The sequence below is a fragment of the Halomonas koreensis genome, assembly GCF_031451675.1.
GTDB lineage: Bacteria > Pseudomonadota > Gammaproteobacteria > Pseudomonadales > Halomonadaceae > Halomonas > Halomonas koreensis.
Genome location: NZ_JARWAK010000022.1, coordinates 1 through 16,239 on the forward strand (window position 1 = coordinate 1; position 16,239 = coordinate 16,239).

Here is a 16,239-nt window from a genome sequence, read left to right on the forward strand (position 1 = left end):
GCAGCAGGACAGGATATAGCCCTCGGCGACGTCCTCGTCGGTGATGCCGCCGTTGTGGTCCATGTCCACCTCGCCGGCGGTCAGCGGCACCCGGCAGGTGCCGCAGATCCCCATGCCGCAGGCCTTGGGAATGTGCAGGCCCAGCTTGGCGGCGGCACTGTGCACCGTCTCCCCCGGCTGGATGCGCACGCTCTTGCCGGTGGCGCTGAACTCGACGCTGAGCATGTCGGCGACGTCGAGCTCCTCGGCCTCGGCCTCGGCCTGCTCGACGTGCTCGATGACCTCCTCCTGGACGTCCAGCGGCGTCGCCCCGAAGGACTCCTCGTGATAGTGCGCCATGTCGAAGCCGTTGGCCTCGAGCAGGTGCTTGACGGCGTTCATGTAGGGCGTGGGCCCGCAGCAGAAGATCTCGCGATCCATGAAGTCCGGCGCCATCAGCTCGAGCATCGGCTGGGTGAGGAAGCCGCGGAACCCGGACCAGGCCTCGCCCAGCTCGTCGCCGCGCTCGCACACCAGGTGCAGCTTGAACTCGGGGATCCGCGAGAAGATGTGCTCCAGCTCGCGATGGAAGATCAGGTCCCGGGGCGTGCGGGCGCTGTGGACGAACTCCACGTCCACGGCGGCGTTGGTGTCGAACAGCCAGCGCACCATGGACATCAGCGGGGTGATGCCCACGCCGCCGGAGAGCATCAGCAGCTTGTCGGCCGGGTAGTCGATGATGTTGAAGTTGCCCACCGGGCCGTGGACCGCCAGCTCGTCGTTGATCTTGAGGTTGTCGTGCAGCCAGTTGGAGACCACGCCGCCCGGCATCCGCTTGACGGTGATCGAGAAGCTGTAGGGCACCGACGGCGAACTCGAGATGGTGTAGGAGCGCATTACCTGCTGGCCTTCGATCTCCAGCTCCAGGGTCACGAACTGCCCCGGCTTGAAGAAGAACATGACCGGCTGCTCGGCCATGAAGCAGAAGGTGCGGGTATCCCAGGTCTCCTGGATCACCTTGACGCAGCGCACCATGTGGCGGCCGTTGGTCCAGGTCTGGGTGGTGACGGGGTTGAGGAAGTTCATTGTCATTGTCGCGTCGCCTGGGGGTGCAGCGGGAGGGTCTCCGACCGCGGTACCACCGCCTGCCGTTGAGCGAATTCTGCGCAGCGACGCCCGTCGCCACTTGCCTGGCAGCGACACGGGCATGTCCGTCTCGTCCACCCCGACTCGATCGAGCCCCGCACCGGGTCGCTGACGCATCGCCCCGCGTCGCCGGCAGACAACCGCCCGCGCGAGGGCTGTTTCACACTCGCTGCAACCCGCCACGGGGCCTACCAGTGAGCGGCGTACACGACCTTGACGAACCCCTCCCAACAATCACGAGGCCGCCCGACCGGCCAAGCCATGAGGAAGTGTCTTGATGGATCCCATGTCACTCGACCGCCTGGATGATCCCCTGGCCCCCGCCCGCGAGGCCACCGCCGAGATGCTGACGAACCGTCGGCGCCACTTCTCGCTCCCGCAGCCCTTCTACAACGACGAGCGGCTGTTCCGACTGGACATGCAGGAGATCTTCGAAAAGGAGTGGCTGTTCGCCGGCCTGACCTGCGAGATCCCCACCAAGGGCAGCTTCATCACCCTGGAGATCGGCGACAACCCGGTGGTCATCGTCCGCGGCAACGACGGCGAGGTGCATGCCTTCCACAACGTCTGCCGCCACCGGGGATCGCGGCTGTGCGTCAGCGACCGAGGCAAGGTGGCCAAGCTGGTCTGCCCCTACCACCAGTGGACCTACGAGCTGGACGGCCGGCTGCTGTTCGCCGGCACCGACATGGGCAAGGACTTCGATCTCTCCGCCTACGGCCTCAAGCCGGTCAACGTACGCACCGCCGGCGGCTACATCTTCGTCAGCCTGGCCGACGAGCCTCCGGCCATCGACGAGCTCCTCGAGACCCTGGAGCACTACCTGGCGCCCTACGAGATGGACAACGTCAAGGTGGCGGTGGAATCCAGCATCGTCGAGCAGGCCAACTGGAAGCTGGTCATCGAGAACAACCGCGAGTGCTACCACTGCAGCGGCGCCCACCCGGAACTGCTCAACTCCCTGCAGGAATTCGACGACAGCGACGACCCGCGCGCCACGCCGGCCTACAAGGCGCTGGTCGAGCGCAAGCAGGGCGAGTGGGAGGCCATGGGGGTGCCCTGGCGGCTCAAGCGTATCGGCAAGCGTAACCGCCTGACCCGCACCCCGCTGCTGGAGGGGACCGTGTCCATGACCCTGGACGGCCAGCCGGGCTGCAGGAAGCTGATGGGCCGGCTGCCGAGCGCCGACCTCGGCGCCCTGCGCATCCTGCACCTGCCCAACTCCTGGAACCATTTCATGGGCGACCATGCCGTGGTCTTCCGGGTCATGCCGCTCGGCCCGCAGCAGACGGTGGTCACCACCAAGTGGCTGGTGCACAAGGACGCGGTGGAAGGCGTCGACTACGACCCCGCCCGGCTGCGCCGCGTCTGGGACGCCACCAACGACCAGGACCGCCGCCTGGCCGAGGAGAACCAGCGGGGCATCAACTCCAAGGGCTACGAGCCGGGCCCCTACTCCGAGACCTTCGAGTTCGGGGTGATCGACTTCATCGACTGGTACAGCGAGCGCATGCTGGCGGGGCTCGGCGTCGCCACGCCTCACCTGGAGCTGGCCGAGGGCTGAGTCCGGCGACCGCCGCCGGATCCCGGCGGTCCGGCATCGCGCCCCAACGACAGGCGCCCCGCCCGATGCGATCGGGCGGGGCGCCTGTCGTTCCCGGGGTCAGCGCAGGGCGGGCAGCAGGAAGCGCTCGATGGCCTCGCGCACCGAAGGCAGCATGACGTCGGCCTGCTCCATCATCTCGTGCACCCCTTCCCGGAGCCCGGGCACCCCCACCTCGGCGTGCTTGCGCAGCGCCGTGCGGGCGCAGGTCTCGGGACAGGCCCCCTCGGGGATGCGAATGCCCAGCGCCACCAGGCGCTCGCGGAAGTCATCCCCGTCGATCAGTTCGACGATCATCATGGTCGTGCTCTCCTCTCTTTGGCCCTCGGGTCGGCGCCTCGGCCGAGGCTCCCGCCGGTGACAGCCGACAGGCGGCATACTTGAACTCGGGGATCTTGCCGTCGGGATCGAGTGCCGGGTTGGTCAGGATGTTGGCGGCCGCCTCGGCGTAGCAGAAGGGCACGAAGACCATGCCCTCGGCCATGCCGGGGTCGACCCGGGTCTTCAGGGTGATATGGCCGCGCCGGGTGGCGATGGTCACCGCCTCCCCCGGGGCGAGTCGGAGCCGGCGCAGCTCCCCCGGCGCCAGGCTGGCCACGGCCTCGGGCTCCAGGGCGTCGAGCACCCGGGCCCGGCGGGTCATGGAGCCGGTGTGCCAGTGCTCCAGCTGGCGGCCGGTGGTCAGCACCGTGGGATAGTCGCCGTCGACGGGCTCGTCCGGGGGCAGCGGCAGGGTCGGCGAGAAGCGCGCCCGGCCGCTGGCCGTGGGGAAGGCGTCGCCGAACACCACGTCGGCGCCCGGGGCGTCGTCCGCCGGGCAGGGGTAGGTCACCGAGCCCTCGCGCTCCAGGCGCTCCCAGGTGATGTGATCCAGCGAGGCCATGCCCCGCTTCATCTCGGCGAAGACGTCCCGGGGATGGGCGTAGTCCCAGGCCAGGCCGAAGCGCCGGGCGATCTCCTGGATGATCCACCAGTCGGGGCGGGCATCCCCCGGCAGCGGCGTGGCCTGGCGGCCCAGCTGCACCTGGCGGTTGGTGTTGGTCACGCTGCCGTCCTTCTCCGGCCAGGCGGAGGCCGGCAGGATGACGTCGGCGAACTGGGCGGTCTCGGTGACGAACAGGTCCTGCACCACCAGGTGCTCCAGGGCCCCCAGGGCGGCCCGGGCATGCTCCAGGTCCGGGTCGGACATCGCCGGGTTCTCGCCGAGGATGTACATGCCGCGGATCACCCCGTCACGGATGGCGTCCATGATCTCCACCACGGTCAGCCCCGGCGTGGCGTCCAGGGGCGTGTTCCACAGCTCCTCGAAGGCGGCCCGGAGCTGGGCGTCGCCCACCGGCTGGTAGTCGGGCAGCACCATGGGGATCAGGCCGGCGTCCGAGGCCCCCTGGACGTTGTTCTGGCCGCGCAGCGGGTGCAACCCGGTACCGGGACGCCCGGTGTGGCCACAGGCCAGGGCCAGCGAGATCAGGCAGCGGGCGTTGTCGGTGCCGTGGACGTGCTGGGAGATGCCCATGCCCCAGAAGATCATCGCCCGTTCGGCCTTGGCATAGAGCCTGGCCACCTCGCGGATGTCCTCCGGGGACACACCGCAGCTCGGCGCCATCGCCTCGGGGGGCAGGTCGCGGACGTGCTCGGCCAGCGCGGCGAAGCCTTCGGTGTGGGCGTCGATGTAGGCCCGGTCGTAGAGTTCCTCGCCGACGATGACGTTGAGCATGGCGTTGAACAGCGCCACGTCCGAGCCCGGGCTGAAGCGCAGGGTCTTGTGGGCGTAGGCCCCCAGGGCCTGGCCCCGGGGGTCGATGACGACCAGCTTGGTGCCCCGCTTGGCGGCCTGCTTGAAGAAGGTCGCCGCCACCGGGTGGTTCACCGCCGGGTTGCAGCCGGTGAGGATCACCACCTCGGCCCGGGCGGCCTGCAGGAAGGAGGCGGTGACCGCGCCGGAGCCGATGCACTCCATCAGCGCCGCCACCGAGCTGGCGTGGCACAGCCGGGTGCAATGATCGACGTGGTTGGAGCCGAAGCCGGTGCGCACCAGCTTCTGGAACAGCCAGGCCTCCTCGTTGGAGCACTTGGCGCTGCCGAAGCCGGCCAGCGCCGACGGCCCGTGGGCCGCCTTGAGGTCGACCAGGCCCCGGGCGGCCAGGTCCAGGGCCTCCTCCCAGCTCGCCTCGCGGAAGTGAGTGGTCGGCTCGGCCGGGTCGAAGGCCGGATCCAGCCCCTTGGGCACGCCGCTCCGGCGGATCAGCGGCGTGGTCAGCCGGGCGGGATGGCGCGGATAGTCGAAGCCGAAGCGCCCCTTGACGCACAGCCGGCCGTGGTTGGCGGGGCCGTCGCGGCCGGTGACGTGCAGGATCTCGTCGTCCTTGAGGTGATAGGTGAGCTGGCAGCCCACGCCGCAGTAGGGACACACGGAATCCACGCTGCGGTCGGCCATCGCCGAATCGCCGCGTCCCGCCTCGTCGACCAGGGTGGCCGGCATCAGGGCCCCGGTGGGACAGGCCTGGACGCACTCGCCGCAGGCCACGCAGGTGCTCTCGCCCATGGGGGCGTCGAAGTCGAAGACCACCTTGGCCGCCGCCCCGCGATGGGCCAAACCGATGACGTCGTTGACCTGGACCTCGCGACAGGCCCGCACGCAGAGGTTGCACTCGATGCAGGCGTCCAGGTTCACGGCCATGGCGGTGTGCGAGCGGTCCTGGGTCGTCGAGGTCGCGCGTTCGGGCGCGTGGTGGACGGTGGACTCGGCCCGGGCCGAGCTCGGCGGCAGCCACCGGCGCACCGCCTCGGCGTCGATGCCCAGGGCGTCGGCCGTGGCCCAGAAGTGGCTGGAGCGGTCGGGGCTCGTCTCCCGGGTCGGCTGGTCGGCGACCAGCAGCTCCAGCACCCCCTCCCGGGCGGTGCGCGCGCGCTCGGAGGAGGCGCTGTGAACCACCATGCCCGGGGCGGCCTCGCGCAGGCAGCTGGCGGCCAGGGCCCGCTCGCCCTCGATCTCCACCATGCAGGCCCGGCAATTGCCGTCGGCCCGGTAGCCGCGGGCGTCCTTGAAACACAGGTGGGGAATGGTCTCGCCGGCACGCCGGGCGACCTGCCAGAGGGTCTCGCCGGGGGCGGCCTCCACCTCCACGCCGTCCAGGATCAGGGTGAAGCCTTCGTTAACGCCCTCGTGGGTGGTCATGGTCTTCCCTCCCTACCCTTTGACGATCACGTTCTGGGCGGCGAGCGCGTCGCGGAAATCCCTCAGCAGGCCCAGCACCGGATTGGGCGCCGCCTGGCCGAGCCCGCAGATGGAGGCGTCCATCATCACCCGGGACAGCCGCTCCAGGTCCGCCGCCTTCCAGGTGTCCCGCTCGAGCAGGGTCAGCATCTTCTCGGTGCCCACCCGGCAGGGCGTGCACTGGCCGCAGGACTCGTCGGCGAAGAAGGCCAGCAGGTTGGTGGCCACGTCGCGCAGGTCGTCCCGGTCGGAGAGCACGATGATGGCCGCCGAGCCGATGAAGCAGCCCTCGGCCTGGAGGGTGTCGAAGTCGAGGGGAAGGTCCGCCTTGCTCGCCGGCAGGATGCCGCCGGAGGCGCCGCCGGGCAGGTAGGCGGCCAGCCGGTGGCCGTTGGGGACGCCGCCGCAGTACTCCTCGACCAGCTCGTTCAGCGTGATGCCCGCCGGGGCCAGGTGGACGCCGGGGCGGTTGACGCGCCCGGACACCGAGAAGCTGCGCAGCCCCTTGCGGCCATGGCGCCCCTGGGCGGCGATCCCCTCGGCGCCCTCTTCCCAGATCCGGGGAACCCAGTAGACGGTCTCGACGTTGTTGACCAGGGTCGGGCGATCGAAGAGCCCCCGCTGGGCGACGAAGGGCGGACGGTGCCGCGGCTTGCCGGGCTTGCCCTCCAGCGACTCGATCATCGCCGACTCCTCGCCGCAGATATAGGCGCCGGCGCCGCGGCGCAGCACGATGTAACCGGGCTCGGCGAGTCCCGCCGTCTCCAGCTCGGCGATGGCGGCATGCAGCACCCGGTGCAGGCCGGGATACTCGTCGCGAAGGTAAATGTAGAGAGCCTCGGCCTCCACCGCCCAGGCGCTGACCAGGGCGCCCTCGAGGACGCGATGGGGCTCGCGCTCCAGGTAGTGGCGATCCTTGAAGGTACCGGGCTCGCCCTCGTCGGCGTTGATGGCGCAGTAGCGCGGGCCCGGCTCGGCGCGCACGAAGCCCCACTTCTTGAAGGTGGGAAAGCCGGCGCCGCCCAGCCCACGCAGGTTGGCGGCCTCGAGGGCCTTCATCAGCGCCTCGACGCTCACCCTGCCGGCCCGGCAGTCGGCCAGCAGGCGGTAGCCGCCGGCGGCGCGATAGGCGTCGAGCCTCTGCCAGAGGATCGCCTCGGGGTGGAAATGCCCGGTGTCGATCACCGCCTCCACCGCCTCCGGGGTAGCATGATTGACGTGGCGCTGGCCCACCTCCACCACCGGGGCCATGTCGCAGCGCCCCATGCAGGGCGCGCGCAGCACCCGCACCGCCGCCGGGTCGGCGCCGGACGCGAGGGCGCTCTCGAGGGCGGCGGCGCCGGCCAGCCGGCAGGACAGCGAATCGCAGACCCGCACGGTGATCGCCGGCGGCGGCGCCTGGTCGTCGTGGATGACGTCGAAGTGGGCGTAGAAGGTGGCGGTCTCGTAGACCGCCGCCATCGGCAGGTTCATATAGGCGGCCAGCGCCCGCAGCGCGTCGAGCGCTATATACCCGCGATCGTCCTGGATGGCATGCAGGTGCTCGATCAGCAGGTCACGTCGACGCAGCGCCGGATCGGCGCGCTCGTCGCCCAGCAGCTCGCGCAGGCCCTCCAGGGCAGCGGGATCCAGCTCTCGGCCGCGTGGGGTGCCGCGGAAGCGGCGCTTGGGGGTCACGGTCTCGACGCTCATGGCGGACTCTTCGGTCGGCGGCTTGCTTACCGAAGATTGGCACTGCCCCCGTCACCTGGCAACGACGCGACGCGCCCGGGACGAGGTCAGGGATATGCCGATGTCGTTTTTCGGCAAGGCCTCCCGGCGCGACAGTTGGCGCGGCCCCGCGCACATCGGTGCCCCGGCTAACACGGCTGGCGCTTGTTACGCCGCCGCGGGGATCGATGCCCCGAATCGGCTGGCCGCGCCCCGGGGGCGCCGAAACCGCCCTTACGCCGCCACGCCGCCGTGAGGGTCGATGCCCCGAATCGGCTGGCCGCGCCCCGGGGGCGCCGAAACCGCCCTTACGCCGCCACGCCGCCGTGAGGGTCGATGCCCCGAATCGGCTGGCCGCACCCCGGGGGCGCCGAAAGCGCCCTTACGCCGCCACGCCGCCGTGAGGGTCGATGCCCCGAATCGGCTGGCCGCGCCCCGGGGGCGCCGAAACCGCCCTTACGCCGCTACGCTGCCGTGAGGGTCGATGACGAATTTCTTGGCCGCGCCCCCGTCGAAGTCGGCGTAGCCCTTGGGCGCCTCGTCCAGGCTGATCATCTGGACGTTGACCGCATCGGCGATCTTGACCTTGTCGAACAGGATCGCCTGCATCAGCGGCCGATGGTACTGCATCACCGGGCACTGGCCGGTGTGGAAGCTGTGGGACTTGGCCCAGCCGAGACCGAAGCGCATGCTCAGGGCCCCTTGCTTGGCCGCCTCGTCCGCCGCTCCCGGGTCCTCGGTCACGTACAGCCCCGGAATGCCGATCTGGCCACCGGCGCGGGTCATCTGCATCGCCGAGTTCAGCACCGTCGCCGGCGCCTCCTTGCCGTGGTTGCAGCCGCAGGCATGAGCCTCGAAGCCGACGCAGTCGACGAAGGCGTCGACCTCGCGCTCGCCGAGGATCGCCTCGACCCGGTCGGCCATGTCGCCTTCCAGGGTCAGATCGAGGGTCTCGCAGCCGAAGCTGCGGGCCTGGGCCAGGCGCTCCTCGATCATGTCGCCGACGATCACGCAGGCCGCCCCCAGCAACTGGGCGGAGACCGCCGCGGCCAGGCCCACCGGGCCGGCGCCGGCGATGTAGACGGTGGAGCCCGGGCCGACCCCGGCGGTCACGCAGCCATGGAAGCCGGTGGGGAAGATGTCGGACAGCAGCGTGAGGTCCTTGATCTTGTCCATGGCCTGGTCGGCGTCCGGGAACTTCAGCAGATTGAAGTCCGCGTAGGGGACCATGACGTACTCGGTCTGGCCGCCGCCCCAGCCGCCCATGTCGACGTAGCCGTAGGCGGCGCCGGGGCGGGCCGGATTGACGTTGAGACAGATGCCCGTCTTGCCTTCCTTGCAGTTGCGGCAGCGGCCGCAGGCGATATTGAACGGCACCGAGACCAGATCGCCCGGCCGGATGAATTCCACGTCGCGCCCGCACTCGACCACCATGCCGGTGATCTCGTGGCCCAGCACCAGGCCGGAGGGCGCGGTGGTGCGCCCGCGCACCATGTGCTGGTCGCTGCCGCAGATATTGGTGGTGACGACCTTGAGGATCACGCCGTGATCGCACTTGCGATTGCCCAGGGCCAGCTCCGGATAGGGGAGCGATTCGACGGCGACTCGGCCCGGACCCTGATAGACGACTCCGCGGTTGGCTGCACTCATGGCTGGCTTCCTTACGTCTTGTTGTGAGGGGCGGCTGGCATGCCGCTTCACGACCTTAGCCGCTCCCCCCGCATGCAATGTTCCCAGCGAGGCACCGCCATGCCTGTGAGAGACATCCCGGAAGCCATGGTGATGACGCCTATCTCGAGGTCGCTCTGACGACATTCCTCGTTCGCCGCTCGCGACAAGAATGTGCGGCGTCGCCGCGGCGACGCCACAACAACAACAGAGGAATGCGCATGACCCAAGACGACGACCCCATCCTGGCGCCGGGCCAGGACAACAAGCAGTGGCTGGGCCTGGACTTCCACAACCCGGTCTTTCCCCTCTCGGCCCTGGCCATCCTGGCCTTCATCCTGTACGCCCTGATCTATCCCGACGCCGCCAACAGCCAGCTGACCGCGGCCAGGGGCTTCGCCATCGAGCGCTTCGACTGGCTGTTCATGATCGCCGGCAACGTCTTCGTGGTGCTGTGTCTGGCGCTGATCGTGATGCCCCTGGGACGCATCCGCCTGGGAGGCCCCCAGGCCCGGCCGGAGCACTCCACGCTGTCCTGGTTCAGCATGCTGTTCGCCGCCGGCATGGGCATCGGCCTGATGTTCTGGAGCGTGGCCGAGCCGGTGGCCTACTACACCGACTGGTACGGCACCCCCCTGAACGCCCCCGCCGGCACCGCCGAGGGCGCCAGCGCCGCCATGGGCGCCACCATGTTCCACTGGGGCCTGCACCCCTGGGCGATCTATGCGGTGGTCGGCCTGTCGCTGGCCTTCTTCGCCTACAACCGCGGCCTGCCGCTGACCCTGCGCTCGGCCTTCACGCCGTTGCTGGGCGAGCGGACCCGGGGCTGGGTCGGCCATGTGATCGACATCGTCGCGGTGCTGTCGACCATCTTCGGCCTGGCCACCTCGCTGGGCTTCGGCGCCTCCCAGGCCGCCGGCGGCCTCAACTACCTGTTCGACGTGCCCAACACCCTGGGCACCCAGATCGCCATCATCGTCGGCGTCACCGTGGTGGCGCTGTTCTCGGTGTGGCGGGGCATCGACGGCGGGGTCAAGCTGTTCTCCAACATCAACATGGTGATCGCCCTGCTGCTGCTGGTGTTCGTGGCGATCACCGGCTCCACGATGCTGTTCGTCAACGGCCTGTGGGACACCAGCGTCGCCTACCTGAGCCGCATCGTGCCGCTGTCGAACTGGATCGGTCGTGAGGACAGCACCTGGTTCCACGGCTGGACGGTGTTCTACTGGGCCTGGTGGATCTCCTGGTCGCCCTTCGTCGGCATGTTCATCGCCCGGGTCTCCCGGGGCCGCACGGTCCGCGAGTTCCTGATGGCGGTGCTGCTGGTGCCGACCCTGGTCACCGTGGTGTGGATGAGCGCCTTCGGCGGCAACGCCCTGGCCCAGTCCGCGGGCGGGGTCGGAGCCCTGGCCGACGGCATCGGCGAGGTGTCGCTGGCGATGTTCCAGATGCTCGAGCACCTGCCGCTGACCACCCTGACCTCCACCATGGCCATCGTGCTGGTGCTGGTGTTCTTCATCACCTCCTCGGACTCCGGCTCGCTGGTGATCGACAACATCACCGCCGGCGGCAAGACCGATGCGCCGCGTACCCAGCGGGTGTTCTGGGCCACCCTGGAAGGGGTGATCGCCGGCATCCTGCTCTACGGCGGCGGGGACCAGGCGCTCGGCGCCCTGCAGGCCGGCGCCGTGGCCACCGGCCTGCCCTTCACCCTGGTGCTGCTGGTGATGTGCGTGGGGCTGGTCAAGAGCCTGCGCGAGGAACAGCGCGCCCTGGGAACGGCGCCAGCCACCTGACGCCGCTGGCGGCCGCGGGGCTCGACCTCGCGGCCGCCAGCAGGCATGGTGTGGACACCCGGCCCGGGCCCGCCTGGCGGCGCCCGGGCCTCGTCTGCCTCCATTCCCATAGAGGGTGTATTCATGCACAAGCGACTCGCGTCAGGCCTGACCGGCCTGCTGCTCCTGATGACCTGGGCCACCGCCGCCCTCGCCCAGACCAGCGTCTCCAGCGAGGATGCCCGCCGCGACTACGACAGCGAACGATTCCAGCAATGGGAAGTGCGCTGTCCCACCGGCGGCGCGGCCGGCCAATGCAGCATGACCCAGCTGATCACCGCCCCCGACGGCAACCAGCCGCTGATGCGGGTGATCATCGCCCAGCCGCCCCAGGCCGACCATCCGGTCATGACCTTCCTGCTGCCGCTGGGCGTGCGCCTGGCGCCGGGGCTCCAGTTGAGCGTCGACGACGGCGAAGGCGTCGGCTTCCCCTACCAGGTCTGCGACCAGCCGGGCTGCCGCGCCGACCTGCCGCTGGAGCCGGCCCTGCTGCAGCGACTGCGCGGCGGCACCGACGCGACCCTCAGCCTGATCGATCCCCGCGGCAACCGCCGGGACCTGACCATCTCGCTGATGGGCTTCACCGCGGCCAGCGAACGGATCGCGCCCTGAGCGAGCCATGTGCCGCAACGCAAGAAGCCCCGGTCAATGACCGGGGCTTTTTCATGGGCGGATCCAGCGGATGGGGAAACGCGGCTCCCTGCTGCGAGCGAAGCGCGGCGAGGGCGCTTGCCCAGCGGGTCGTCCAGCGCCGTCATCCATCGGGGTTTCCTAGCGCAGGACGCCTTCTTCCTTCAACAGCTTGAGGATCGCCTCGGCGCCCTGCTCCGGGGTCACGTCGGTGAGCACCTGGCCGCCGCCGCCCTCGGCCTTGGCGGCCGCGGCCTTGAAGCGATCCCGGGCCGAGGCGGCCTTGACCACCTTCAGGCGCTTGGGCCGCTTGCGCGCCGGCTGCACCTCCCAGCTCGCCCAGTCGTCGTCGTGGCACACCGGGCCCGGCACCGCGGCCAGGTGGCCTCGCCTGGCGGGGCCATAGGCGCTCTGGCGCGGTGCCGGGGCCGAGCCGTCGACGGTGACGATCGCCGGCAGTCGCACCTGGAGCCGCCGGCGCTGGCCCCGCGGCAGGGCCTGCAGCAGGGTGGCCACGCCGTCCTCGACGGCCTCCACCGCGGCCAGGCCATTGACCACCGGCCAGCCCAGCCGCTCGGCCAGCAGGTAGGGCAGCAGACCCGAGCCCTCGCCCTGCTCGGCCCGCTCGCCGGTGATCACCAGCTGGGGGGCGGCCTCGCTGAGGGTCTCGGCCAGGGCCGGCAGCACGTCGGCGCCCTCGGGCTGCTCGAGCAGGGTCAGGGCGTCGAAGCCCATGCCCAGGTAGCCGCGCAGGGCCGCCTCGCTGCCGGCCTCCTGGGTGCCGGCGTGCAGCAGCCGCACCTCGGCGTCGGGCAGCGCCCGGGCCAGCTCGACGCCCCGGGCGTCCTGGTCGGCGCGCCGCCCTCGGCCGGTGACGGGATGCCGGCCCACCGAGACCAGCACGGTGATCTCCAGGGAGGGGGTCTCTCGGGGTTCAGGCCGCATGGCGCTTCTCCTCTCGTTGCTGCTCCACCAGGGCGACCAGCGCCTCGAGCACCGCGGCCGAGTCGCCGATCACCGCCAGGTCGGCGCGCTTGATCATGTCGCAGCCGGGGTCCATGTTGATCGCCACCACCTTCTCGCAGGGCTGGATGCCCTGGAGATGCTGGATGGCGCCGCTGATGCCCACCGCCACGTAGACCCGGGCGGTGACCCAGGTGCCGGTGGCGCCCACCTGGCGATCCCGCGGCATAAAGCCATCGTCCACCGCCACCCGGGAGGCCCCCTCAGTGGCCCCCAGCACCCTGGCGGCTCGGTGGAAGCCGTCCCAGTCGCGCACCCCGTTGCCCGCGGAGAGGATGAACTCGGCCTCGGCCAGGGCCACCCCCGCCGGGTCCACGGCCACCTGGCCCAGATCCTCGATGCGCGACAGCTGCGCCGGCAGCGGCCGGGGCAGGGTCAGGGGCTCGGCCGCGTGACGGGTCTCGCTGACCGGCTCGGCGCACTCGGCGAGGGCCAGGGCGATGCGCGGCAGGGGCCGCTGGATGTCGACGGTGTTCGCCGCGCCCCGGGCGGTGCAGCGCCAGCCGCTCCCGCCCTCACCCCGGGCCTCGGCGTCGGCCTCGAGCTGCCAGACGCCGGTGGCCGGGCGTTCGCCCAGGCGGGCCGCCAGGCGCCGCCCCAGGTCGGCGCCGCCCAGCCTGGAGTCCGGCACCAGCCAGTGCCGCGGGGCCCAGGCTTCCTCCACGGCCGCCAGGGCACCGAGGCGAGCCTCGGGCGCATAGCCGTCCAGCTCCGGGGCCTCGAGCTGCAGCAGGCGATCGACGCCGGCATCGCCGAAGCCCTCCTCCTTGTGGGCGCCGATGACCACGGCCAGCACCGCGCCCGGGGCCTCGGGGTCGGCATCGGCCAGCCGGCGGGCCAGCCCCAGCAGGTCGCGGTCGTGGCCGGAGAGGCGGCCGCCGGCCATGTCCGGCACCACCGCCACCAGGAAGGCCGGCGCCTCGATCTCGACCAGCGGCTTGCGCTCGGCGGCCGGCGCCGAGGCCCCGGCGCCGCCGCCCGCCCCCTGCTGGACGCCGCTGCGGTCGATGCGCTTGAGCCCGTTGGGGCCCATGAAGCCCACCGCATGGGGGTTCCGGCGGACGAGGCCACCCGGCCCCAGCCACTCGCTGGCCGCGCCCTGGCCGGCACTGCTGCCCAGTTCCGCCAGCACCGACAGGTGCTGCGGATGCCGTCGGTTACGGGCGATCCATTCCTTGCGCGGATCGCGTCGCCTGATCTCGCTCATCACGCCACCTCCACGGCCTGGGGCCGATTCGATGATTGCCGGGTCGCATCGTCGGATGCCGCAGGGGCCTCGGTCAGGGCGTCGGCGACCAACTCGGCGATGTCGCGCACCTCGGCGGTGGCGTCGACGACGCCCTCGAGCATGGCGGTGCACTGCGGGCAGCCCACCGCCACCAGGTCGGCACCGGTCTCGCCGACGTCCTCCATGCGCATGTCGGGAATCCGCCGCTCGCCGGGGATGTCGGTGATCGGCGCGCCGCCGCCGCCGCCGCAGCAGCGCGAGCGGAAGCCGGAGCGCTCCATCTCGTTGAGCTCGATGCCCAGGGCCTGGAGCACCTTGCGGGGCGCATCAAACTCGCCGTTGTAGCGGCCGAGATAGCAGGGGTCGTGGTAGGTCACCCCGCCGCCCTTCCAGGGCTTGAAGTGCAGCCGCCCGGCCTCGAAGAGCTCGGCGATATAGGTGCTGTGATGATTCACCTGGTAGTCACCACCCAGCTCGCCGTACTCGTTGCCGAGCACGTGGAAGCTGTGGGGGTCGCAGGTGATGATCCGCGAGAAGCGGTACTTGGCCAGGGTGGCGATGTTGCGCTTCGCCAGGCTCTGGAAGGTCGCCTCGTCGCCCAGGCGCCGGGCCACGTCGCCGCTGTCGCGCTCCTCGTTGCCGAGCACGGCGAAGTCCACCCCGGCGGCGCGCAGCACCTTCACCAGGGACCTGAGGGTCCTCTGGTTGCGCATGTCGTAGGCGCCGTCGCCCAGCCACAGCAGCACCTCGGCCGAGCCGCGATCGGCCATCAGCGGCAGCTCCAGGTCGGCGGCCCAGTGCATCCGCGCGCCGGGGTCGAAGCCGCCGGGGTTGTCGGTGGCGATCAGGTTGTCGAGCACCTCGGCGCCCTTGTTGGGGGTGTTGCCGTGCTCCAGGGTCAGGAAGCGACGCATGTCGACGATGGCATCGACGTGCTCGATCATCATCGGGCACTCCTCGACGCAGGCGCGACAGGTGGTGCAGGACCACAGGGTCTCGGCGTCCACCAGGGCCTTGCCGTCGCGGGCGACGATGGGGCCCGCCGGCGTGCCCTGGTGCTCGCCCACCGGCTTGCCGGGGTAGGGGCTGCCCGCATAGGCGGCGTCGCTGCCACCGGCCATGCCGACGACCATGTCCTGGATCAGCTTCTTGGGGTTGAGCGGCTGGCCGGCGGCGAAGGCCGGGCACATGGCCTCGCAGCGCCCGCACTGCACGCAGGCGTCGAAGCCCAGCAGCTGGTTCCAGGTGAAGTCACTGGGGGTCTCCACGCCCAGCGGGGCCTCGGGGTCGTCCAGGTCCAGGGCCTTGAGGCCGGTGGAGCGGCCGCCGCCGAAGCGCTCGGCCCGGCGATGGAAGGCCAGGTGCAGGGCGCCGGCGAAGGCGTGCTTCATGGGCCCGCCCCAGGTCATGCCGAAGACCATCTCGCCCAGGCCCCCGGTGACCACCGCGGCCAGGGCCAGCGCCAGCAGCCAGTGCCCGAAGTCGGCGGGCAGGATACCCACCGCCGGCAGGGTGACGGCGAAGACGCCCAGCGAGAAGGCCATCAGGCTCTTGGGCAGGCGCATCCAGGGGCCCCGTGACAGGCGGGCCGGTGGGTTGCGCCGCCGGCGGGCGACGAACAGGCTACCCACGAACATGCAGCCGCTGGCCGCCAGCAGCAGCCAACCCAGCACGCCCTCGGCCAGCCCCAGGCCATGCACCAGGATCATCAGCAGCGCCGCGGCGACGAAGCCGCCGGCGGTGGCCACGTGGGTGTTGGACATCGCCTTGTCGCGGCCCACCACATGGTGGAGGTCCACCAGGTAGCGTCGCGGCATGGCGGAGAGCCCCTGGAGCAGGGCGACCCGGGCGGGCCGCCCCTGGCGCCACAGGCGCACGCGCCGCCCGGCGCCGATCACCGCCAGCGCGAGCGCGGCGAAGATCAGGATCGGCAATAGCGTCTCGAGCATGGTACTCACCTCTCCTCGATGAGGAGCTATAAGCCTTGGGAGATAAGCAACGAGAGTCCTTGTCCACCACCCGCCGATGGAGATGGGCTTTTCCGGCGACAAGCCCCGGAGTGCCGGGCCATCGCGAGGGCGCTGTGACCCCTTCCCTGGGCGCTACCCTTGCCATCCATGGCAAAGGACCCTCGCTTCACCTTGTCCCCAGAGCCCATCCTCATGGCACGTGGAAATGACCTTGAGTCACTGCTCTTCAC

11 protein-coding genes are annotated in these 16,239 nt (G+C 70.8%); 3 read left to right on the forward strand and 8 right to left on the reverse strand.

The features are described 5' to 3' along the window. Positions 1-1,071, reverse strand: a 1,071-nt coding sequence (locus tag QC818_RS17415) for an FAD-binding oxidoreductase (protein WP_309654138.1), incomplete at its 3' end; no start/stop codon positions are given. Between the two features lie 331 nt (positions 1,072-1,402). On the opposite strand from QC818_RS17415, the gene QC818_RS17420 reads away from it, so the two are divergent. Further along, positions 1,403-2,689 (forward strand): aromatic ring-hydroxylating oxygenase subunit alpha, encoded by a 1,287-nt coding sequence (locus tag QC818_RS17420; protein WP_309654139.1) that lies wholly within the window; start codon positions 1,403-1,405, stop codon positions 2,687-2,689. Between the two features lie 99 nt (positions 2,690-2,788). Here the strand turns inward: QC818_RS17420 and QC818_RS17425 are convergent, their stop codons facing one another. The 4 genes from QC818_RS17425 to fdhA form a co-directional block, all read right to left on the reverse strand. Beyond that, the gene (locus QC818_RS17425) at positions 2,789-3,028 is read right to left on the reverse strand and encodes a hypothetical protein (protein ID WP_309654140.1); all 240 of its coding nucleotides are present in this window, start codon (positions 3,026-3,028) and stop codon (positions 2,789-2,791) included. Further along, the gene (gene fdhF / locus QC818_RS17430; RefSeq protein ID WP_309654141.1) at positions 2,997-5,906 is read right to left on the reverse strand and encodes a formate dehydrogenase subunit alpha; all 2,910 of its coding nucleotides are present in this window, start codon (positions 5,904-5,906) and stop codon (positions 2,997-2,999) included. The genes QC818_RS17425 and fdhF overlap by 32 nt, the downstream gene beginning before the upstream one ends. A 12-nt stretch (positions 5,907-5,918) precedes the next feature. Then, positions 5,919-7,637, reverse strand: coding sequence for an NAD(P)H-dependent oxidoreductase subunit E (locus tag QC818_RS17435; RefSeq protein ID WP_309654142.1), 1,719 nt, complete (start codon positions 7,635-7,637; stop codon positions 5,919-5,921). A gap of 474 nt (positions 7,638-8,111) precedes the next feature. After that, complete coding sequence (fdhA, locus tag QC818_RS17440) at positions 8,112-9,305, reverse strand: formaldehyde dehydrogenase, glutathione-independent (RefSeq protein ID WP_309654143.1); 1,194 nt, start codon at positions 9,303-9,305, stop codon at positions 8,112-8,114. A gap of 239 nt (positions 9,306-9,544) precedes the next feature. Here fdhA and QC818_RS17445 point away from each other — a divergent pair, with 239 nt between their 5' ends. Beyond that, on the forward strand, positions 9,545-11,119 hold the full coding sequence (locus QC818_RS17445; protein WP_309654144.1) for a BCCT family transporter: 1,575 nt from the start codon (positions 9,545-9,547) through the stop codon (positions 11,117-11,119). 123 nt (positions 11,120-11,242) lie between these two features. After that, positions 11,243-11,770, forward strand: a complete 528-nt coding sequence (locus tag QC818_RS17450) for an invasion associated locus B family protein (RefSeq protein WP_309654145.1) — start codon at positions 11,243-11,245, stop codon at positions 11,768-11,770. 159 nt (positions 11,771-11,929) lie between these two features. Here the strand turns inward: QC818_RS17450 and etfB are convergent, their stop codons facing one another. Genes etfB through QC818_RS17465 form a run of 3 tightly spaced genes read right to left on the reverse strand, consistent with a single transcriptional unit; the run spans position 11,930 to position 15,988 of the window. Continuing rightward, positions 11,930-12,733 (reverse strand): electron transfer flavoprotein subunit beta, encoded by an 804-nt coding sequence (gene etfB / locus QC818_RS17455; RefSeq protein ID WP_309654146.1) that lies wholly within the window; start codon positions 12,731-12,733, stop codon positions 11,930-11,932. After that, positions 12,723-14,018, reverse strand: a complete 1,296-nt coding sequence (gene etfA, locus QC818_RS17460) for an electron transfer flavoprotein subunit alpha (protein WP_309654147.1) — start codon at positions 14,016-14,018, stop codon at positions 12,723-12,725. Before etfA ends, etfB begins: the two co-directional genes overlap by 11 nt. Next, complete coding sequence (locus tag QC818_RS17465; RefSeq protein WP_309654148.1) at positions 14,018-15,988, reverse strand: (Fe-S)-binding protein; 1,971 nt, start codon at positions 15,986-15,988, stop codon at positions 14,018-14,020. The genes etfA and QC818_RS17465 overlap by 1 nt, the downstream gene beginning before the upstream one ends. Between the last annotated feature and the right edge of the window lie 251 nt (positions 15,989-16,239).